This is a genomic window from Pseudonocardia oroxyli, from assembly GCF_900102195.1.
Classification (GTDB): Bacteria; Actinomycetota; Actinomycetes; order Mycobacteriales; family Pseudonocardiaceae; genus Pseudonocardia; species Pseudonocardia oroxyli.
This window is the reverse complement of record NZ_FNBE01000001.1, coordinates 313,562-333,363: the sequence shown is the minus strand read 5'-3', so window position 1 is coordinate 333,363 and position 19,802 is coordinate 313,562. Positions and strand designations below refer to the sequence as shown.

The following is a 19,802-nucleotide window of genomic DNA, read 5'->3' as shown; positions in this document are numbered from 1 at the left end:
GGCCGCTCAGGCGACGGAGAGGACCTTGGCCAGCCCGTTGTAGACCCCGGAGCGCGTCGAGTCCCGCGCCGCGCGCAGCCGGGCCCGGGTCTCCGGACCGGCGCGGTGCCAGGTCAGGAGGGCCTGGCCCCAGCGGGAGCCCGCCAGCCGGGCCCGCCCCGCGGTCAGGGCCGTGCCCGCCCAGCGGTCGGCGATCTCGTCGTGCCCGTCCCGGTAGGCGAACACCGCGGGCTGCACGTAGGCGAGGCCCGCGGGCAGCCGGGTCATCATCGGGGCGTACTCGGTGAGCAGCTTGTCCAGCGACTCGTAGCGCGCACCCCGGTTCGAGCTGATGCTGCCGGTGCGCATGAGCCGCATGTCGACGAGGTAGCGCCGCACCCCCCAGAACAGCGGGGTCGACGACCAGGCGCCGATCCGCAGCCACATCTCGAGGTCGACGGCGCTGGTGATGGTCGTGTCGAAGCCGCCCACCTCGTCGAAGCAGCTGCGCCGGATCACCAGCGAGCTGCCGTTGTGCGTGGGGTTGTTCTCGGCGAGGAACCGGTCCATGTCGCAGGCGCCCGCGGGCTGCCACCGGGGGCCGACGACGCGGCCGCTCTCCAGCATCACGCGGGTGTGGCAGAACGCGGCGCCGACCTGCGCGGGCCCGGTGTCGAACACGTGCAGCAGGCGCCGCAGGAAGTCCGGGTGCCAGCGGTCGTCACCGTCGAGGAAGGCGACGAACGGGGCGGTGGTGTCGGTGATCCCGAGGTTGCGCGCGGCGCCCGAGCCCGCGTTCTGGGAGCGGATCAGGCGGATCCGCGGGTCCAGCGCCGCGCGGGCCCGGACGATCTCGGCGGTGTCGTCGGTCGAGCCGTCGTCCACCACGACGTACTCGACACGGCCCTCGGTCTGCGCGCGGACGGAGTCGACCGCCTCGCCGATCCACGCTGCAACGTTGTACGCCGGCGTCACGACGGACACGACGGCGGATTCCCTGGCCACTCCACGACCCTAGCAATGCCTTCCGGGAGCCGCCCGCCGGACTCGCGGAAATCCGGCCGAATCGCTTTTGTGGGTGAATTGATCGTGAATCATCGTAACGCCGCGGCACGGTTCGGCCGCCGGCGGAGCGGACCGGGCGCCCCGCTATCGTCGGCCGATGACGATCGACGCCCGGGTGCTCCTGGCGCGGAGGCTCCGTTTCCTCCCCGACCGGCAGTTCGCCCTCGCCAAGCATGCGATCTTCCAGGGTGAGCTGACCACGCTGCGCCGTCCGCGGACCTGGTCGCAGCTGCTCGCCGCGAAGAACCTCGAGGAACAGAGCGAGCTCGTGCACCGCACGTCGGACAAGTACGAAGTGCGCTCCTACGTGGCGGAGAAGGCGGGGGAGAAGTACCTCATCCCGCTGTTCGCCCTGCTCACCGACGCCGCTGACCTGGACTTCGACGCGCTGCCCGGGCCTTGCGTGATCAAGGGGACGCACGGCTGCGACATGACGATCCTGCTCCCGGACCCCACGCGGGCGGACCGGGCGGCCATCCGCGAGACCGTCCGGCGATGGCTGCGGACGGACTTCTACACCCACGGCTGGCGCGAGTCCCCCTACCGCGGGCTCCCGCACCGGGCGGTGGTCGAGCAGTTCATCGGCGAGGCGGGCACGGCCCCCACCGACTACAAGTTCTTCATGTTCCACGGCGAGCCGGGGATGGTCGTCGTCGACCAGGACCGCTTCACCGGCCACACCTCCACGATGCTCACGCCCGAATGGCGTGAATTTGCGGTGAGCGGTCGTTTCGCCTTCGCCGAGCGGTTGCCCGAGCAGCCCGCGAACTATGCCGAGATGCTCGACGTCGCCCGCGCATTGAGCAGCGAATTCGCGTTCGTCCGAGTCGATCTGTACAACGTGGACGGAAAGATCCACTTCGGCGAGATCACGCACAACCCGGGTGGCGGACTGGTCCGGCTGCAGCCCCGCGAGTTCGACCTCGCACTGGGGGAGATGTGGCGGACCGGCGCCCCGGTTCCGGAGCGTTTCGTGCGGTGACCCTCAGCGGGGTGTGCCCCGCAGCCAGCGGATCACCGCGGGCAGCACGGCGAGGGCGAGGAGCAGCTCCACCCCGAGCGTCACCCAGCCCACCGCGTTCAGGCCGAGCGGGCCGTGCAGTGCCACGACCCCGCCGATCAGGGCGGCGGCCTGCACGCCCTGCAGCACGGCGAGCACCCAGGTGCGGTTGCGCAGCCGGTTGAGCGTCATGAACAGGGCGACCACCACGCGCGGCAGGACCGACGCCATGAACAGCTGCAGCAGCAGCGTGGCGTTCGCGGCGTACTGCGCGCCGTAGAGGTGCAGGACCCACGGCGCCGCCATCGCCATCACCACCGCGGCGGGCAGCACGGTCAGCGCGAGCCTGCGCACCACCGCCCGCGCATGGAGGTGTGCCCGGTCCGGGTCCCGCGCCGCCTCGGCGACGAGCGAGGAGGTGATGCTCAGCGTGAGCATGTTGATCGCCACGAACACGGTCTGCGCAGGCAGGAAGTACGCCCCGCTCGCCGACCCGAGCAACGCCACCACCAGCACGGGCAGGAACGACGAACCCGCCTGGCTGAAGACCTGGCCCGCGTAGTCCCCACCCATGTATCGCACGATGGCGCGCCGGTCGAGGGGCTCCTCGACGGCGCGGGTGGCGGCGACGTGGCGGGGGAGCAGCCGTCGGAAGACGAGCAGGGCGACGGGGACGATCAGGCCGACGACCGGCAGCGTCCACGAGGTGAACACCCCGTCCGAGATCGACGTCTCGGCCACGACGACGAGCACCACGAGCTTGACCACGCCGTAGAGCCCGTTCTCCAGCGGGATCCAGATCGACTCGCGCAGCCCGGTGAGCACGGAGTCCTGCACCGTGAACAGCGACCACAGCACCGTCGAGAGCACGAACCACGCCCCGAAGCCCGCGGACATGTGCAGCGGGTCGCCCTCCGGCCGCAGGAGGTGGCAGTACACCGCGACCCCGGCCGCGCCGAGCACCCCCACGCCCGCGGAGAGCCCGTAGGCCGAGCCGATCAGCCGGGCCGACCCCGACCCCGCACGCGGCAGGAACCGGACCAGCGCCTGCCCGACGTTGAGCTGGGTGAGGATCGAGACCAGCAGCATCAGCGAGGTCAGCGCGTTGCCGCGGCCCACCTCGGTCTCCGGGTACGTGCGCGCGGCGACGACCCAGTAGAGCAGCCCGAACCCGGAGTTGACGACCGTGTTCAGCATCAACGCGTAGGTGTTGCGGAACAGCGGGACGGACAGCTCCCGGCGCAGCGCGGCCAGGGCGTGTCCCGGTCCGGTCCGCCCCCGGGTCGGCGCCCCGGAGGTCGGACGGGGCGGTTCGGTCACGTGCCGGCGGCCTCGATCGTCGGCCGCCCGACACCGGTCCAGGTCAGTCCCGCGCGCCGGACCACGGCAGGGTCGAGCAGGTTGCGGGTGTCGACGACCGTGGCCCCGTCGGCCGCGGCCGCGACCCGCGACCAGTCCAGGGACCGGAACTCGGGCCACTCGGTGAGCACGACGACGGCCTGGGCGCCCTCGGCGGCCTGGTAGGGGTCGTCGGCGACGGTGACGAGCCGCGGGTCCAGCCCCGCGACGGCCGGGGAGTCCACGAGCCCCGGGTCGTAGCCGACCAGCTCGGCGCCCGCCTGCCGCAGCAGCGCGGCCACCCCGAGCGCGGGAGAGTCCCGCAGGTCGTCCGTCCCGGCCTTGAACGTCAGGCCGAACAACGCGAGGCGCACCCGGGACAGCGAGCCGTTGCGGCTGCCCGTGACGGCCAGGCGGACCTTGTCCACCATCCGCCGGAACTGCCGGGTGTTCGTGTCGATGCTGGCCCGGACCAGGCGGAACTCGAAGTCCGCCGAGTCCGCGACCTGCAACAGCGCGTGGGTGTCCTTGGGCAGGCAGGAGCCGCCCCAGCCGGGGCCGGGGGACAGGAAGGCCTGGCCGATGCGCCGGTCGTAGCCCATGCCCTCGGTGACGTCCGCGACGTCCGCGTCCACCCGCTCGCAGAGCTCGGCGAGGGCGTTGACGTAGGAGAGCTTCATGGCGAGGAAGCAGTTCGCCGCGTACTTGATCATCTCGGCGCTGGCGGCGTCGGTCAGGACGGTCGGCGCCCCGAGGCGGGCGTAGAGGGCCGCGACCCGCTCCGCGGCGTCCGGGGAGGAGTTCGAGCCGACGACGATCCGGTCCGGGTTCAGGAAGTCGTGCACGGCGGAGCCCTCGCGGAGGAACTCCGGGTTGCTCGCGACCTGCACGTCCGGCCGCTCGAGCAGCTGGGCGGTCCGGTCCGCCGTCCCGACGGGCACGGTGGACTTGTTCACCACCACGCAGCCCGCGGGCATGGCGTCCCGGACCTCCTCGACCACCGCCTCGACGGCCGACAGGTCCGCCACCCCACCCACGCCCATCGGCGTCGGGACGCACAGGAACAGCACCTCGACCGGCTTGCCCTCGGTCTCGAGCTCCTTGAGCGCCTGCCCCGCACCCACGACGAACGAGAGCCGCCCGGCCGCGAGACCCTCGCCGACCAGCTCCGCCAACCCGGGCTCGCGGATGGAGATCTCGCCGCGGGACAGCGCGGCGACCTTCTGCTCGTCGATGTCCGCGCAGACCACGCGGTGCCCCAGGGAGGCGAGGCACGCCCCCGTGGTGAGTCCGACGTACCCGGTTCCGACCACGGCGATCGTGCGTGCGAACACCCTGCCCCCTGCGTTCTGGTCCGCCATCCGACCGGGCCGACGCTAGCCCAGTCCTCGGGGGGTCCGCAGGGCGCCCCGGGCGTCGAACAGGCGTCGAACGGGCGTCGGACGGTCGCCGCCCGCACGTCATCCGATCGATATCGGGAGTTTGTCGAACCGGACATAACTCCCGGACGAACGGGTAGTTGACGAGGTGAGCCGAGGCGGAGGAGCGGGGTCGTGAAGGTGCTGTGCGTGGGCGGAGGGCCCGCGGGTCTGTACACGGGCATCCTGGCCAGGCTGAGTGATCCGAGCACCGAGGTGGAGGTGCTGGAGCGCACCGCGCCCGCCGACACCCACGGCTGGGGCGTGGTGTTCGGGGAGAACCTGCTCGACGACCTGCACCGCCACGATCCCGAGGGCGGCAGGCGGCTGCGCGAGGCGGCGACCGTGTGGGCGCGGCAGGAGGTGCGGGTCGGCGCGGCCGAGCCGGTGCACCTGGGTGGGCGCTACGGCTTCAGCATGGGTCGCACCCGGCTGCTGGAGCTGCTGGCCGCGCGGGCCGAGGAGGTCGGCGTCCGCATCCGCTGGGGGGTGGACGCCGACCCGGCGAGCGTCCGCGACGAGGCCGACGTCGTCGTCGCGGCGGACGGGGCGGGCAGCCGGATGCGGGCCGCGGGAGACTTCGACACGCGGATCACCCCCGGCCGAAACCGCTACGCGTGGCTCGGCACGGACCACACCTTCGACGCGTTCACCTTCGCGTTCGAGCGGACGGATGCCGGCTGGATCTGGTTCCACGGCTACCCGTCCAGCGGCGGGACCAGCACCTGCATCGTCGAGTGCACGCCGGAGGTGTGGACGGGGCTGGGCCTCGACGGCGGGGACGGCGGGGACGGCGGGGACGGCGGGGACGGCTCGGACTTCCTCGACACGCTCGGCGGGGTCTTCGCCCGCCACCTCGGCGGACGCCCGCTGCGCACGCCCCCGGGCACCACGACGTGGCAGAGCTTCCGGCACGTCCGCACCGCCTCGTGGGTCGACGGGAACGTCGCGCTGGCGGGCGACGCCGCCCACACCACCCACTTCGCCATCGGCTCCGGCACCACCCTCGCGATCCAGGACGCGATCCGGTTCAACGAGGCCCGCGCGTTGTTCCACGACGACCCGGCGGGCGCCCTCGCCGCCTACGACGCCGTCCGCAGCCTCGAGGTCGACCGCATCCAGGTCGACGCCGCGCGCAGCATGGCCTGGTTCGAGGAGCTGCCCGACCGCGTGGAGGGCGCGGACCCCGTCCGGTTCGGCTACGAGCTGCTCGACCGGCGCGGTGACCACTCGGAGTCCTGGCGCTACCAGGTGCACCTGGCCACCCAGGTCCCTTCGCTGCGTCGCGTCCGGCAGGGCATGACGCGGGTCCGGCGGGAGGCTCGGGCGGCCCGGCGGCGGTGACTCTCACCCGTGTCATTACGCTCACTCGGTCGTTTCGAGAGGGTGTGAGGATGCGCAAGGTTCTCTGCATCGGCGGCGGCCCCGCCGGACTGGCCGCGGCCATGCTGCTCAAGCGGGACGACCCGACCCTGGAGGTCGAGGTCCGGGAACGGCACGCGCCGGGGGCGACCCACGGCTGGGGCATCACGTTCGGCGAGGACCTGCTCGACGACCTGCACCGGCTCGACCCGGACGGCGGCCGGGCCGTCCGCGCCGCCGCGATCCTCTGGCGCGACCAGGTCGTCCGGATCGGCGGGCGGGCGCCCGTGCACATCGGCGGCAAGTACGGCTTCTCGATGGGACGCGCCGCGCTGCTGGACATCCTGGTGCGCCGCGCGGAGGACGCGGGCGTGAAGATCGTCTGGGACACCCCGGTCGAGCCGGAGGGCGTCGGCGAGGAGGCGGACCTCGTCCTCGCCGCGGACGGGGCCGGGAGCCGGGTCCGGGCGGCGTACGGAGACGGAGTCGACCATCCGCACGGCTTCGACACCGCCATCGAGACGGGCCGCAACCGCTACATCTGGCTCGGCACCGAGCGCTACCTGCCCCGGTTCACGTTCGCCTTCGAGCGCGTCACCTGGGCGACGGGGTCGGGCTGGATCTGGTTCTACGCCTACCCCTCCACCGGCGGCACGAGCACGTGCATCGTCGAATGTTCCCCCGAGGTCTTCGAGGGCCTCGCGCTGGGCTCGGACGTGAACGCCGACCTCCGGCGCCTGGAGGAGATCTTCGCCGGGCCGCTGGGCGGGGCGGCGCTGCTCCGGCCGCCCGGTGCGGTGGGCAGCACGGGCACCGCCGAGCCGTGGCTGCGGTTCCGGCACCTGCGGAGCCGCTCGTGGGTCTCGGGGAACGTCGTGCTGGCGGGGGACGCCGCCCACACCACACACTTCGGCATCGGGTCCGGGACCGTCCTCGCCGTGCAGGACGCGGTGCGGCTGGCCGAGTCGCTGCACCTGTTCCCCGACGACCTCGCGGGCGGGCTCGCCGCCTACGACGCCCTGCGGCGCGCCGAGGTCGGCCGGGTACAGGCGCAGGCGCTGCGGAACATGCACTGGTTCGAAGACGTCGGGTGCCACCTGGACGAGCAGGACCCCGTCCGCTTCGCCTACACCCTGCTCGACCGCCGGGGCGACCACCCCGAGGCCTGGCGCTTCCAGCTGCACCGGGCGACGCAGTTCGAACCGCTGCGCAAGGTCCGGCAGGGCATGACCACGCTGCGCCGCACCGCACGAGCCGCGAAGCGGGAGCGGGTGGGCTGAGGCGCGGGGGGCCGCGGCGTGTGGTGACGCTTGGGACGCCCAAGCGTCGGCGGGCCGGGGGCGCCGGTTGACGCTTGGGACGCCCAAGCACCGCTCAGCGACGCTTGGGACGCCCAAGCGTCAGCGGGGGGCGGACGTCAGCTCGACCGTGCGGCCAGCGCCTTCTCCAGAACCGGCGTCGTCAGCTCCACCTGCCAGTTCCGCGCCCCACCGGCGCGCAGGAAGGCGGCTACGTCGCCGTCCTCGGGCGGGGACCAGCACAGCCTGCGCATCAGGTCGGGCTGGAGCAGGTTCTCCACGGGGATCGACCAGTGTTCGGAGAGTTCGGCCAGCCCGGTGCGCGCGGCGGCCAGCCGGGCTGCGGCGGCGGGATCGCGGTCGCCCCAGCGCGAGACCGGCGGCGGGCCGTCGGTGGGCGCCGAGGAGCGCGGCAGCTCCGCGTCCGGCAGGGCCTGTGCGGCACGCAGGGCTCCGAACCAGTACGACTCCAGGCGCCGCTGCGCCCGGCCCCGGAACACCGGGAGCTGTGACAGCGCCCGCGCGTCCGGCGGGTTGGTGACCGCGGCCTCGATGATCGCGGAGTCCGGCAGCACCCGTCCGGGCGCGACGTCCCGTTCCGCGGCGAGCGTGTCCCGCGCCTCCCACAGCGACCGCACGGCGGCGAGCGCGCGGGGCTTGCGGACCTTGTGGATCCCGGACGTCCGCCGCCACGGATCGGTGCGCGGCGGCGGCGGTCCGGCGGTGCGCACGGCCTCGAACTCCTCGTACGCCCAGTCCAGCTTGCCCTGCTCGCGGAGCAGGTCGGCCAGGACGTCACGCAGCTCGACGAGCACCTCGACGTCGAGCGCCGCGTAGTTCAGCCAGTCCTCGGGCAGCGGCCGCCGGGACCAGTCGGCCGCGCCGTGGCCCTTCTCGAGGGCGAGCCCGAGCATGCGCTCGGTGAGCGGCCCGAGCCCGACGCGGGGGAGCCCGGCGAGCCGGCCCGCGAGCTCGGTGTCGAACAGCGCGGCGGGTCGCAGCCCGGCCTCGGCCAGGCAGGGGAGGTCCTGGGAGGCGGCGTGCAGCACCCACTCGGGCCCGTCCATGGCGGGCGCGAGCGCGGTGAGGTCACCAGCCAGCGGGATCGGGTCGACGAGAGCCGACCCGGAGCCCGCCCGGCGCAGCTGCACCAGGTAGGCCCGCTGGGAGTAGCGGAACCCGGAGGCGCGCTCGGCGTCCACGGCGATCGGGCCGGAGCCCGCCTCGATCGCCTGTGCCGTCCTGGCCAGCGCCGACGCGTCCCGCACGACGTCGGGGATCCCGTCGGCGGGCCGGAGCAGGGGCACGGCGGAGGGACCGGTCTCCGCGTCGTTCTCGTGCGGAGCCGGCCCGCCCCCCTGGTCGTGCTGTGGCGTCACCTAGCGGATGACTCCCGCTCGCATGGCGAGCGCGACCATCTGCGCCCGGTCGCCGGTGCCGAGCTTGCGCCCGATCCGGGACAGGTGACTCTTCACCGTGAGCGCGGAGAGGTTCAGCGCCTCGCCGATCTCCTTGTTCGACTGCCCGTCCGCCACGAGCTGCAGCACCTCGACCTCGCGGGCCGAGAGCTCCCGCGGGGTGTTGTCGGTGCCGGGCACCCGGGTGCCGGTGGCGAGCAGCGGGGCGACCGTCGGGTCGGCGTAGACGCCGCCGTCGAGCACCCGCTTCACACCGTCGGTCACCACGGCGGGGGAGGCGGACTTCAGGAGGTACGCCTGGGCGCCCGCCTGGAAGGCCGACCGGACCGCGTACGGGTCGTCGGAGCTGGCGAGGACCACGAGGCGGTTCCAGCCGAGCTGGCGCAGCTCCGTGACGAGGTCCAGCCCGCTGCCGTCCGGCAGACCGAGGTCGAGGATCGCGAGGTCGCACGGGCCGTTGGCCTGTGCGCGCGCCTTGGCCTCGGCGACCGAGGCCGCCTCGTGGACCGTGCCGGCGCCCATCGAGCGCAGGCGCGCGGCGATCGCCTCCCGCAGGAGCGGGTGGTCGTCGACGACCAACACGGAGAACTGCTCTTCCCGCGGATGAGGAACCATCGCGGGTTGGAGCACGGCACCGGGAGTGCCGCGCAAGGGTGTGCCCTGGCCTACTACGGCCACGTCACTACCTCCCTGGAGTCGGTCGTTGCCCCCCGACCAACACCGGGACCCCGGTGACGGACGGAGAGTGTGTCCCCGACCGCCCGAGGAGGTGTCGTGGAGGAACTGTAGCCCCCCAAGCGGTCTAACGTCGTGTATCCGATCGAACTTCTCCGGGTGAAAGTTACAGCGTTGTCGACGATGATGCGCCCAACCGGGTGATCCACGCTGCGTATCCGGCTCGTGACCAGCGCGTTCGGGTCGTCAACTCTCTGCGACCGTTCGGCGCTCAACAACTTCGCTCCGCAAGCGTCCGTACCCCGACCGGCGGCAGCCCGGCCGCCGTGGCGACCAGCCGGTGGAAGGCCTCGCCGTGCGCGGCGAGGTCCCCGTCCCCCTCGGTGGGGGTCCAGGAGGCCCGCAGCTCGACGTCGTCGTCCCGGTTCGGGCCCGCGATGTCACCGAACCGGACCGACGACGTCTGGGTCACGGTGCCCCCCAGGGCGCGGTGGCCCGCGCCGAGCTCGGCGAGCGCCTCGGTCAGCCAGGACCACGCGATCACGGGGAGCATCTCGTCCCCCAGCTGTTCACGCTCGAGCCGCGCCTGGACGAAGCAGACGAGCCGGAAGGTGCCCTCCCAGGCGTCCTGGCCCGCGGGGTCGTGCAACAGGATCAGCCGGCCCGAGGTGTCGGGCTCGTCGAGGTCGTCGGTGCCGTCGCCGCGGTGGACGATGTCCGCCTCGACCGTGCACGCCCAGCCGAACGGCGCCATCTTCGGCGGCGCCTTGAGCGGTCGGACCACCAGCTCTCGGCGGGGACGCAGGCCGTCCAGCGAGGCGACCGCGCGGACGAACGGGGCCGGAGGGGAGGCGGTCGGATCGGGCACGAGCGGGGACTGTAGGTGGGCGGCGTCGGCGCCGGTGGCAGGCGCGCCGCTCTCCGATCGGGTCGTCACCGGTGGTGTGGGACGATGAGCGGCGATGAACACCTCGGTGACCTCCCCGCGTCGCACGTTGTCGGCCTCGCCGTTCCTGGCCGCGGCCCGCGGTGAGCGCCCGGAGCGCCTGCCGGTGTGGTTCATGCGCCAGGCGGGCCGGTCGCTGCCGGAGTACCGCGCGCTGCGGGCGGACACCTCGATGATGCAGGCCTGCCTCGACCCGGAGCTGACCTGCGAGATCACCCTGCAGCCCGTCCGGCGGCACGGGGTGGACGCCGCGATCCTCTTCTCGGACATCGTGGTGCCGCTGTACGCGGCGGGGATCGGCGTGGACATCGTGCCGGGCACGGGGCCCGTCGTGGCGTCCCCGGTGCGCACGGCCGCGGACGTCGAGAACCTGCCGATGCTCGCCGCCGCGCAGGTCGCGCCGGTGACGGACGCCGTGGCGCTGCTGCTGCGCGCGCTGGGGGAGACCCCGCTGATCGGGTTCGCCGGCGCGCCGTTCACCCTCGCCTCGTACCTGGTGGAGGGCGGGCCCTCGCGCAACCACGAGCGCACGAAGGCGCTCATGTACTCCGCGCCCGAGGTCTGGCACGCCCTGATGGCCCACCTCGCCCAGCTGACCGCGACCTTCCTCGAGGCGCAGGTCGAGGCGGGTGTGGACGCGGTCCAGCTGTTCGACTCCTGGGCGGGCGCGCTCTCGGAGCGGGACTACCGGCGGTTCGTGCTGCCGCACTCGGCGTCGGTCCTGGACCGGATCCGGGACGTGCCGCGCTTCCACTTCGGCGTGGGGACCGGGTCGCTGCTCGGGGCCATGGCCGAGGCGGGGGCGGACGTGATCGGGGTCGATTGGCGCACCCCGCTGGACGTCGGGTCGCAGCGCGCGGGCGGGCTCCCGGTCCAGGGCAACCTCGACCCGGCCGTGCTGTTCGCGGACGTCGACTCGGTCGCCGCGGAGACCCGCCGGATCGTGGCCGAGGGCAGGCGGGCACCGTCCCACGTGTTCAACCTCGGACACGGGGTGCTGCCGGGCACCGACCCGGACATGATCACCCGCACGGTCGATCTGGTGCACTCGCTCTGAGCCCGCACGTCGGGGCCCGCGGATGACGGGTCGGATCGCGATCGTCGGCGCCGGGGTCTCGGGCCTGGCGGCGGCGCAGCGGCTGCGCACCCTGCTGGGGCCCGCGGCCGAGATCGTCGTCCTGGAGCAGCGGGACCGCGTCGGCGGGGTGCTGCACACCGTCGACCTGGCGGGCGTGCCGTTCGACGTCGGGGCCGAGGCCTTCCTCGCCCGCAGGCCGGAGGTCCCGGCGCTGGTCGCCGAGCTCGGCCTGACCGGCCGCGTCGTGCACCCCACGGGTGCCTCGCCGACCATCCGCGCGGGCGGGCGCACGGTCGGGATGCCCACCGGCACCCTGATGGGGGTCCCGACGGCGACCTCCGACCTCTCCGCGGTCCTCTCACCCGCCGCCCGGGCGGAGGTGGCGGCCGAGCGGACCCGCCCGCTGACCTGGCGTCCCGGCCAGGACGCGAGCCTCGGCGCCGTCCTGCGGGACCGCCTCGGCGACGAGGTCGCCGAACGCCTGGTGGAGCCCCTGCTCGGCGGCGTCTACGCGGGCCGCGTCGACTCCCTGGGCCTGCGCGCCACCATCCCGCAGCTGGCGAAGGCCCTGGACCGGGGCGCCCCCTCGCTGACCGACGCGGCCACCACCGCCGTGACGCCCGCCCCACCCCGCGAGTCCCCCGGACCAGACACGCGAGTCCCCCGCAACGGGCCCGCGAGTTCTGCGGACCGAGCCCCGGAGTCCGGTGGCCCGCGGGTGGCGGGGCCGCAGGCCGGTCCGGTGTTCGGCGCGCTGACCGGCGGCTACGGCACCCTGCTCGACGCCCTCGTGGAGGCGGCGAAGCCCGAGCTCCGGCTCGGCACCACGGTGCGCGAGCTGACCCGGATCCCGGGCGGCTGGCGGGTGACCCTCGGTCCGACCACGTCGCCCGAGCATCTCGACGTCGACGCCGTGGTCCTCGCGGTCCCCGCCCCCGCGGCGGCACGCCTGCTGGCAGGCACACCCGCCGCCCGGCCGCTGGGCGAGATCGAGCTGGCGTCCTCCGCCGTGGTCGCGCTCGCCTACGACGGGATCGAGGGGCCGGAGACCTCGGGCGTGCTGGTCGCGGCGGACGAGCCCCTGGCGATCAAGGCCGCCACGCACTCGTCGCGCAAGTGGGCGCACGTCTCCCCGGACGGCCTCCTCCGGCTGCGCGTCTCGATGGGTCGGTTCGGCGAGGCCACGACCCTCCGGGTGCCGGACGCGGAGCTGGTCGCGCGGGCCCGCCGCGATCTCGCCACCCTGCACGGCCTCACCGCCGACCCGGTCGCGACGCACGTGCAGCGGTGGGGTGGCGGGCTGCCGCAGTACGCCGTGGGGCACGGCGAGCGGGTCGCGGCGATCGAGGCCGCCCGACGGCCCGGGCTCGAGGTCGTCGGTGCGGCACTGCACGGGGTCGGCGTCGCCGCGTGCGTCGCCACCGCCCGTGCCGCGGCCCAGCGGATCGCCGCGACCCTCTCGGCCTGACGGTCCGGCCGCGCCCCCGGCGCGGACGCGGTGTGAGGGGCGTGACCGGTGGGTGTGGGGTCGGTGGGCGGGTGGGCGTGGCAGCATGTCACGCATGGCCCGCCTGGACTACGCCGAGCTCAACGCGACGATCCGCTACACCATGTGGTCGGTCTTCCGGGTGGAGCCCGGCCGGCTCGGGGAGGACCGCGCCGCCGCGGCGACGCAGGCCACCGAGTTCGTCGAGGCGTTGCAGGGCAAGGGCGTCGTCGTGCGCGGGGTGTACGACCTCGCGGGCGTGCGGGCGGACGCGGACTACATGGTGTGGTGGCACGCGGACTACCTGGAGGCGCTGCAGGCCGCGTACGCCGACCTGCGTCGCGAGACCTCCCTCGGCCGCGCCTCGGTGCCCGTCTGGAGCCAGGTCGCGCTGCACCGCCCGGCCGAGTTCAACAAGAGCCACATCCCGGCGTTCCTGGCGGGCGAGGACCCCAAGCGCTACGTCTGCGTGTACCCCTTCGTCCGCAGCTACGAGTGGTACCTCCTGCCGGACGACGAGCGTCGGACGATGCTCGCCGACCACGGCAGGGAGGCCAGGGACTTCCCGGACGTCCGGGCCAACACCGTCCCCGCCTTCGCCCTCGGCGACTACGAGTGGATCCTCGCGTTCGAGGCGGACGAGCTGCACCGCATCGTCGACCTCATGCGGCACCTGCGCGGGACCGAGGCCCGGCTGCACGTCCGCGAGGAGATCCCCTTCTACACCGGCCCCCGTGTCGAGGTCGGTGCGCTGGTGGGCACCCTCCCGTAGCCGTCGACCGGCCGCGACCTACTCGGCGGGCTCCAGCGTCATCGAGATCGAGTTGATGCAGTAGCGCAGGTCGGTCGGGGTGGGGTATCCCTCACCCTCGAAGACGTGGCCCAGGTGGCTGTGGCAGTTCGCGCACAGCACCTCGACCCGGCGCATCCCGAGCGAGGTGTCCACCTTCTCGATCACCGCGGCGTTCTCCGGCGCGTAGAACGACGGCCAGCCGCAGTGCGACGCGAACTTCGTCTCGCTCCGGAACAGCTCGGCCCCACACGCGCGGCAGTGGTAGACCCCGACCGTCGTGGTGTCGGTGTACTCCCCGACGAACGGCCGCTCGGTCCCCGCCTGCCGCAGGACCTGGTACTCCGCCGGAGACAGCTGCGCGCGCCACTCCTCGTCCGTCTTGACGATCTTGGCGGCGGGCTCCACTCCAGAAGTCATGCGTTCACGCTAACCCTTCCCGGCAACGGTTGCCGTGGGGTGCAACGCGCGGAGCCCTACACCCATGCCCCGAGCATGCTCACCAGCGCGTTCGCGACCACCCACACCACGCCGACCAGCAGCAACACCACCACCGTGACCGCCGCCCAGTACCGGGCGCCCTGCGCCCGGTTGGTCGACTCGGCGAAGTCCCGCACCCCGTCGAGGTAGCCCTCCACGGTGTAGGACGGGCGGTCGCGCTGCATCCGGTCGAGGTGCTCGGCGAAGGCGCGCGCCTCCGGGTCCGTGGGGTCCAGACCGGCGAGATCGTCGTCGAAGCGACGTGTCCAGCTCTCCGCCATGAGCAGCAGGGTAGTAGGTTTCGCGACCATGGCGGCGAAGTCGGTCATCCTGCTCGACGTCGGCGGCCGCGAGGTGCGTCTGACCAGCCCGGACAAGGTGGTGTTCCCGGACCTCGGGATCACCAAGCGCGAGGTGATGGAGTACTACCTCGCGGTCGCGGAGCCGATGCTGGCGGTGCTGCGGGACCGGCCCACGAACCTGAAGCGCTACCCGGACGGTGTGGACGGAGAGCCGTTCTTCGCCAAGCGGCTGCCCAAGGGGGCACCCGACTACATCGAGACCGCCAGGGTCACCTTCCCGAGCGGACGGACGGCGGACACGTTCTGTCCCACCGAGCCCGCCTCGATCGCCTGGGCCGCGAACATGGGCACGCTGGACTTCCACCCGTGGCCCGTGCGACGCCCCGACACCGACCACCCCGACGAGCTGCGCATCGACCTCGACCCGCAGCCCGGCACCGACTTCGCGGACGCGGTGGAGGTCGCCGCCGTCCTGCGCGAGGTGCTGCACGAGGCGGGCCTCACCGGCTGGCCCAAGACCTCCGGCGGGCGCGGCCTGCACGTCTTCGCGCCGATCCGCCCGGAGTGGGACTTCATCGAGGTCCGCCGCGCCGTGATCACCCTCGCCCGCCGGGTCGCCGACCGGATCCCGGAGAAGGCGACCGTCGCGTGGTGGAAGGAGGAGCGCGGCGAACGGGTGTTCCTCGACTTCAACCAGGCCGCCCGGGACCGCACGATCGCGAGCGCCTGGTCGGTGCGGGGGCTGCCGCGCGCCACCGTGTCGATGCCGCTGAGCTGGGACGACCTGTCGGACGCCGAGCCGGACGACTTCACCCTGCGCACGGTTCCCGGCCTGCTGGCCGAGCGCGGCGACCCGCACGCCGACATGGGGCGCGAGCGCGGCGGCTGCGAGCTCGCCCTGGAGTGGTACGAGGCGGACGGGCTGGGGGAGATGCCCTACCCGCCGGAGTATCCGAAGATGCCCGGCGAGCCGATGCGGGTCCAGCCCAGCCGGGCGCGTCAGAAGGACTGACGGGCGCCGCGCCGGGCGGAGCGGTAGCGGCCGCAGCCGCAGGCGACGCAGTCGGTGCCGGACCGCCAGTGGTCGTGGTGGCCGAGGTCGTGGCCGCAGCGACACGGCGCCGCGCCGTCCCCGGAGACCCCGGAGACCCCGGAGACCCCGGAGACCCCGGAGACCCCGGAGACCCCGGCGACCAGAGCGGACCTCGGCATCCGGGAGGTGACCCGGGCCGACAGCAGAGCGAGCATGAGCGAGAACCCCCGACGGGTCTGGACGCGACTTCCACGGGGTCTGTCGCGCCGCTCGGCGCCGGTGTGTCGGGGTGGGGGCGGCTTTCATCAGGATGAGGGAGGAGGGCCCGAACAGCCCCTCGCCCGGGCGCGAACGGCCCTGTCGGACAGACCCGTCCGGCGCTCCCATACCCAGCGCGGCACGGACTATGCCCGTAGGGTTCACCCACTCGCCCGGCCGATCCACGGCTGCGCACGGTGACGAGAGGAGGTGGCGAGTGAGCCTCTGGCAGTACGTCGCCGAGCGGTGGGACCGGCTGTCGCTGCAGGCCTGGCTGCACGTCAGCGGGGTCGTCCAGTGTGTGATCCTCGCCGCGATCATCGGTGTGGTGGTGGGCGTCCTGGTCTACCGCAGCTCCGCGGGCTCGGCGATCGCCACGGCCCTGTCCAGCACGATCCTGACGATCCCGTCGTTCGCGCTGTTGGGTCTGCTGATCCCGATCGTGGGACTCGGTGTCACGCCGAGCGTGATCGCGTTGACGCTGTACGGGCTGCTCCCGATCGTGCGCAACACGATCGTCGGCCTGGCGGGCGTCGACCCCGCCGTGTCGGACGCCGCGAAGGGTGTCGGGATGAGCCGGGTCGGGGTGCTCACCCGCGTCGAGCTGCGGCTGGCCTGGCCCGCGATCCTGACCGGGATGCGCGTCTCGGCCCAGATGCTGATGGGCATCGCGGTCATCGCGGCCTACGCGAAGGGCTTCGGCCTGGGGTCGGAGGTGTTCTCCGGACTGACCCGCGCCGGATCGGCGAACTCGCTGAACCAGGCGCTCGCCGGGACGCTCGGCGTCGTCGTCCTGGCCCTGATCCTGGACGGGATCTTCGTGCTCATCGCCCGCTTCACCACTCCCAGGGGGATCCGTGACTGAGACTCTCGACCAACCGATCGCACAGGGTGTCTCCGGCGCGGAGATCCGCCTGGAGAAGGTCACCAAGCGGTACCCGAACACCAAGGCCCCCGCGGTCGAGGAGTTCACGATGACGATCCCGGCCGGGAAGATCGTCGTGTTCGTCGGCCCGTCCGGCTGCGGCAAGACCACCACGATGCGCATGATCAACCGCATGGTGGAGCCCACCTCGGGCGTGATCACCATCGGCGGCGAGGACGCGCTCAAGCTCGACGCCGACGAGCTGCGGCGCGGCATCGGCTACGCCATCCAGCAGGCCGGGCTGTTCCCGCACTACACGGTGGCGCAGAACATCGCCGTCGTGCCGGGCCTGCTCAAGTGGGACAAGCAGCGGATCCAGAACCGCGTCGAGGAGATGATGGACCTCGTCGGGCTGGACCCGGGCACGTTCGCGCAACGACTGCCCCGCCAGCTCTCCGGCGGCCAGCAGCAGCGCGTCGGGGTGGCCCGGGCGCTCGCCGCGGACCCCCCGGTGCTGCTCATGGACGAGCCGTTCGGCGCCGTCGACCCGATCACCCGCGGCAACCTGCAGGACGAGCTGCTGCGGCTGCAGGCGGACCTGGGCAAGACGATCGTGTTCGTCACCCACGACTTCGACGAGGCCGTCAAGCTCGGCGACAAGATCGCCGTGCTGGGTGACCGGTCCTCGATCCAGCAGTACGACACGCCGGACGCCATCCTCGCCAACCCGGCCAACGACACCGTGGCGGGCTTCGTGGGCGCGGGCGCGTCGCTGAAGCAGCTGACCCTGACCCGGGTGCGGGACGTCGAGTACCACACGGACGCGGTGCTGGCCGTCGGCGACCACGAGCGCCCCGCCGCGGTCGCGGAGAAGATGACGGCGGCGGGCCGGACCTACGCCCTCGTGCTCGACGCGCGCCGCCGCCCCCAGCGGTGGGTGCACGTCCGCGAGCTGGCGGGCCGCCAGGACCTCTCGACGGTCGGCAAGCCGGTCGGCGACTCGGTCTCGCCCGCCTCCACCCTGCAGGACGCCCTGGAGGCGATCCTCACCGAGGGCGGGCGCGCCGTCGTCACCGGGCAGCGCGGCGAGCTGCTGGGCACGATCGACATCGACACCGTGACCAGCGTGATCGCCACCAACCGCGAGGAGCACGGGGTGAGCGAGTGACCGCCGACGTGTTCGGTCCCGCGGAGGCGACGTCATGACCGCCGACGTGTTCGGTCCCGCGGAGGCGACGTCATGACCGCCGTCGCCGAAGGCCTCGCCGGGGTCAGCGAGACCCGGGCCGTCCCGCCGCGCGCGAGCGTCGCCTCCCGCTCGGACCGGCTGCGGCTGTTCATCCAGCCCGTCGCCGTCGTCGTGTTGGTGGCGGCCGTGGTGATCTGGGCGCTGAGCAGCGACCTGAACGCCAACGAGCGCGAGACGCTGAACCTGCCGACGATCCTCGAGCTCACCGGCCAACACATCCTCATCACGCTGGTGGTGAGCGTGCTGGTGGTGGTCATCGCGGTGCCGTTGGGCGTCGCGCTGACCCGGCCCGCGCTGAAGTGGCTGAGCCCGGTGTTCCTGGCGGTCGCGAACATCGGCCAGGCCGCGCCCGCGCTCGGCGTGATCGTGCTGTTCTTCCTGTGGTCGGGCATCGAGGGGCTGTGGGCCGTCGCCATCCCGCTGATCTTCTACACGCTGCTGCCGGTGCTGCGGAACACGATGGTCGGCATCCAGCAGGTGGACCGGTCGCTGATCGACGCGGGCCGCGGCATCGGCATGTCCGCCTCGGGCGTGCTGCTCCGGGTCGAGCTGCCGCTGGCGGTGCCGCTGATCCTGGCGGGCCTGCGCACGGCGCTGGTGCTGGCGGTCGGCACGGCCACCCTGGCGTTCTTCGTCAACGGCGGCGGGCTGGGCGAGCTGATCGACACCGGGTACAAGCTGCAGCTGAACTCGGTGATGTACGTCGGTGCGGTCCTCGCGATCGGGTTGGCGCTGCTCGTGGACTGGCTGGGCGGCATGGCCGAGCTCTGGCTGGCGCCGAAGGGGGCGGAGCAGTGAGGAGGCTCGTCGTCCTGCTGGTCGCGCTGACCTCGATCCTGGCCGGCTGCGGGCTGTCCCAGAACACCGCCGTCCCGTTCACCGTGACCCCGGGGTCGATCAAGCCCATCCCGGAGCTCGAGGGCGTCACCGTCGTCGTCGGGTCCAAGGACTTCACCGAGCAGATCCTCGTCGGGTACATGTCGGAGCTGGCGCTTGCCGCGGCGGGGGCCACCCCGGTGGACCTCACCAACATCCAGGGCTCGTCCAACTCCCGGCTGGCGCTGCGCACCGGGGACATCGACCTGACCTGGGAGTACTCCGGAACCGGGTGGATCAACTACCTGGGGCACACGGACCCGATCCCGGACGAGAAGGCCCAGTACGAGGCGGTCCGTGACGAGGACGCCGCGCAGAACGGCATCACCTGGCTGCCCTACTCGGAGCTGAACAACACCTACGCCTTCGGTGTGACCGAGGCCTACGCGCAGCAGCACAACCTGGTCACGACGTCGGACATGACGGCCTTCCTGCAGCAGAACCCGGCCGAGGGCGTCTTCTGCGTGGAGACCGAGTTCGCCAGCCGCCAGGACGGGCTGCCCGGGGTGCAGGCGGCGTACGGGTTCCGCCCGGCGGAGGTCAAGACCTTCGGCACCGGCGCGATCTACGCGGGCATCGCCAACGGCACCTGCAACTTCGGCGAGATCTTCACGACGGACGGCCGGATCGCGGGCCTGAACCTGCGGGTGCTGGAGGACGACAAGAAGTTCTTCCCGCAGTACAACATCAGCCCCGTCCTGCGGACCGAGTTCCTGCAGCAGCACCCGCAGATCGCGGACGTCATGGCGCCCATCGCCCAGGCCCTGACGAACGACGAGATGATCGAGCTCGGCAAGAAGGTGGACGTCGACGGCGAGGACACCGCCACCGTCGCGAGGGACTGGATGATCGCGAAGGGCTTCATCGGCCCCGACACCGCCTGACC

Annotated in this window: 20 protein-coding genes; 11 read left to right on the top strand and 9 right to left on the bottom strand. The window is 73.0% G+C overall.

What is annotated here, in order from left to right:
* Positions 1 to 6: 6 nt before the first annotated feature.
* The gene (locus BLS43_RS01640; RefSeq protein WP_093075456.1) at positions 7 to 984 is read right to left on the bottom strand and encodes a glycosyltransferase family 2 protein; all 978 of its coding nucleotides are present in this window, start codon (positions 982 to 984) and stop codon (positions 7 to 9) included.
* A gap of 157 nt (positions 985 to 1,141) precedes the next feature.
* Here BLS43_RS01640 and BLS43_RS01635 point away from each other — a divergent pair, with 157 nt between their 5' ends.
* Positions 1,142 to 2,026 (top strand): ATP-grasp fold amidoligase family protein, encoded by an 885-nt coding sequence (locus tag BLS43_RS01635; protein ID WP_093075453.1) that lies wholly within the window; start codon positions 1,142 to 1,144, stop codon positions 2,024 to 2,026.
* Between the two features lie 3 nt (positions 2,027 to 2,029).
* Here BLS43_RS01635 and BLS43_RS01630 read toward each other — a convergent pair whose 3' ends face one another.
* Both BLS43_RS01630 and BLS43_RS01625 read right to left on the bottom strand, forming a co-directional pair.
* Positions 2,030 to 3,364: a lipopolysaccharide biosynthesis protein gene (locus BLS43_RS01630; protein WP_093075447.1), complete on the bottom strand. Its 1,335-nt coding sequence runs from the start codon at positions 3,362 to 3,364 to the stop codon at positions 2,030 to 2,032.
* On the bottom strand, positions 3,361 to 4,716 hold the full coding sequence (locus BLS43_RS01625; protein ID WP_093076105.1) for a UDP-glucose dehydrogenase family protein: 1,356 nt from the start codon (positions 4,714 to 4,716) through the stop codon (positions 3,361 to 3,363). Before BLS43_RS01625 ends, BLS43_RS01630 begins: the two co-directional genes overlap by 4 nt.
* 219 nt (positions 4,717 to 4,935) lie before the next feature.
* Here BLS43_RS01625 and BLS43_RS01620 point away from each other — a divergent pair, with 219 nt between their 5' ends.
* Together BLS43_RS01620 and BLS43_RS01615 are read left to right on the top strand one after the other, a co-directional pair.
* The gene (locus BLS43_RS01620) at positions 4,936 to 6,144 is read left to right on the top strand and encodes an FAD-dependent monooxygenase (protein WP_093075443.1); all 1,209 of its coding nucleotides are present in this window, start codon (positions 4,936 to 4,938) and stop codon (positions 6,142 to 6,144) included.
* A gap of 50 nt (positions 6,145 to 6,194) precedes the next feature.
* Complete coding sequence (locus BLS43_RS01615) at positions 6,195 to 7,442, top strand: FAD-dependent monooxygenase (RefSeq protein WP_093075440.1); 1,248 nt, start codon at positions 6,195 to 6,197, stop codon at positions 7,440 to 7,442.
* 137 nt (positions 7,443 to 7,579) lie between these two features.
* On the opposite strand, the gene BLS43_RS01610 is transcribed toward BLS43_RS01615, so the two are convergent.
* The 3 genes from BLS43_RS01610 to BLS43_RS01600 all read right to left on the bottom strand — a co-directional run bounded on the left by BLS43_RS01610 (position 7,580) and on the right by BLS43_RS01600 (position 10,421).
* Entirely contained in the window at positions 7,580 to 8,767 is a 1,188-nt protein-coding gene (locus tag BLS43_RS01610) for a ribonuclease D (protein WP_093076102.1), read from the bottom strand.
* A gap of 72 nt (positions 8,768 to 8,839) precedes the next feature.
* Positions 8,840 to 9,493, bottom strand: coding sequence for a response regulator (locus BLS43_RS01605; RefSeq protein WP_093075436.1), 654 nt, complete (start codon positions 9,491 to 9,493; stop codon positions 8,840 to 8,842).
* Positions 9,494 to 9,824: 331 nt separating this feature from the next.
* Positions 9,825 to 10,421 carry a DUF3000 domain-containing protein gene (locus BLS43_RS01600; protein WP_093076099.1) on the bottom strand — a complete coding sequence of 199 codons (597 nt, stop codon included), beginning with the start codon at positions 10,419 to 10,421 and terminating at the stop codon, positions 9,825 to 9,827.
* Between the two features lie 94 nt (positions 10,422 to 10,515).
* On the opposite strand from BLS43_RS01600, the gene hemE reads away from it, so the two are divergent.
* The 3 genes from hemE (at position 10,516) to hemQ (ending at position 13,835) form a co-directional block, all read left to right on the top strand.
* Positions 10,516 to 11,556, top strand: coding sequence for a uroporphyrinogen decarboxylase (gene hemE / locus BLS43_RS01595; protein WP_093075432.1), 1,041 nt, complete (start codon positions 10,516 to 10,518; stop codon positions 11,554 to 11,556).
* 22 nt (positions 11,557 to 11,578) lie between these two features.
* On the top strand, positions 11,579 to 13,045 hold the full coding sequence (hemG, locus tag BLS43_RS01590; RefSeq protein ID WP_093075427.1) for a protoporphyrinogen oxidase: 1,467 nt from the start codon (positions 11,579 to 11,581) through the stop codon (positions 13,043 to 13,045).
* A gap of 94 nt (positions 13,046 to 13,139) precedes the next feature.
* Complete coding sequence (gene hemQ, locus BLS43_RS01585; RefSeq protein WP_093075424.1) at positions 13,140 to 13,835, top strand: hydrogen peroxide-dependent heme synthase; 696 nt, start codon at positions 13,140 to 13,142, stop codon at positions 13,833 to 13,835.
* 18 nt (positions 13,836 to 13,853) lie between these two features.
* On the opposite strand, the gene msrB is transcribed toward hemQ, so the two are convergent.
* Both msrB and BLS43_RS01575 read right to left on the bottom strand, forming a co-directional pair.
* Positions 13,854 to 14,273 (bottom strand): peptide-methionine (R)-S-oxide reductase MsrB, encoded by a 420-nt coding sequence (msrB, locus tag BLS43_RS01580; RefSeq protein ID WP_093075421.1) that lies wholly within the window; start codon positions 14,271 to 14,273, stop codon positions 13,854 to 13,856.
* Positions 14,274 to 14,329: 56 nt separating this feature from the next.
* Positions 14,330 to 14,614 (bottom strand): hypothetical protein, encoded by a 285-nt coding sequence (locus BLS43_RS01575; protein ID WP_093076097.1) that lies wholly within the window; start codon positions 14,612 to 14,614, stop codon positions 14,330 to 14,332.
* 28 nt (positions 14,615 to 14,642) lie between these two features.
* Between BLS43_RS01575 and ligD the strand changes: the two genes are divergently transcribed.
* Entirely contained in the window at positions 14,643 to 15,647 is a 1,005-nt protein-coding gene (gene ligD, locus BLS43_RS01570; protein WP_093075416.1) for a non-homologous end-joining DNA ligase, read from the top strand.
* Here the strand turns inward: ligD and BLS43_RS30410 are convergent.
* Positions 15,635 to 15,883 carry a hypothetical protein gene (locus tag BLS43_RS30410; protein WP_093075412.1) on the bottom strand — a complete coding sequence of 83 codons (249 nt, stop codon included), beginning with the start codon at positions 15,881 to 15,883 and terminating at the stop codon, positions 15,635 to 15,637. The two genes, ligD and BLS43_RS30410, sit on opposite strands and share 13 nt — an antisense overlap.
* A gap of 260 nt (positions 15,884 to 16,143) precedes the next feature.
* Between BLS43_RS30410 and BLS43_RS01560 the strand changes: the two genes are divergently transcribed.
* The 4 genes from BLS43_RS01560 to BLS43_RS01545 all read left to right on the top strand — a co-directional run bounded on the left by BLS43_RS01560 (position 16,144) and on the right by BLS43_RS01545 (position 19,800).
* On the top strand, positions 16,144 to 16,791 hold the full coding sequence (locus BLS43_RS01560; RefSeq protein WP_093075408.1) for an ABC transporter permease: 648 nt from the start codon (positions 16,144 to 16,146) through the stop codon (positions 16,789 to 16,791).
* A gap of 16 nt (positions 16,792 to 16,807) precedes the next feature.
* Positions 16,808 to 17,959, top strand: a complete 1,152-nt coding sequence (locus tag BLS43_RS01555) for an ABC transporter ATP-binding protein (RefSeq protein WP_093076096.1) — start codon at positions 16,808 to 16,810, stop codon at positions 17,957 to 17,959.
* A gap of 72 nt (positions 17,960 to 18,031) precedes the next feature.
* Complete coding sequence (locus BLS43_RS01550; RefSeq protein WP_093075404.1) at positions 18,032 to 18,838, top strand: ABC transporter permease; 807 nt, start codon at positions 18,032 to 18,034, stop codon at positions 18,836 to 18,838.
* Positions 18,835 to 19,800, top strand: a complete 966-nt coding sequence (locus BLS43_RS01545; protein ID WP_093075401.1) for a glycine betaine ABC transporter substrate-binding protein — start codon at positions 18,835 to 18,837, stop codon at positions 19,798 to 19,800. The genes BLS43_RS01550 and BLS43_RS01545 overlap by 4 nt, the downstream gene beginning before the upstream one ends.
* The last annotated feature ends 2 nt before the right edge of the window (positions 19,801 to 19,802 follow it).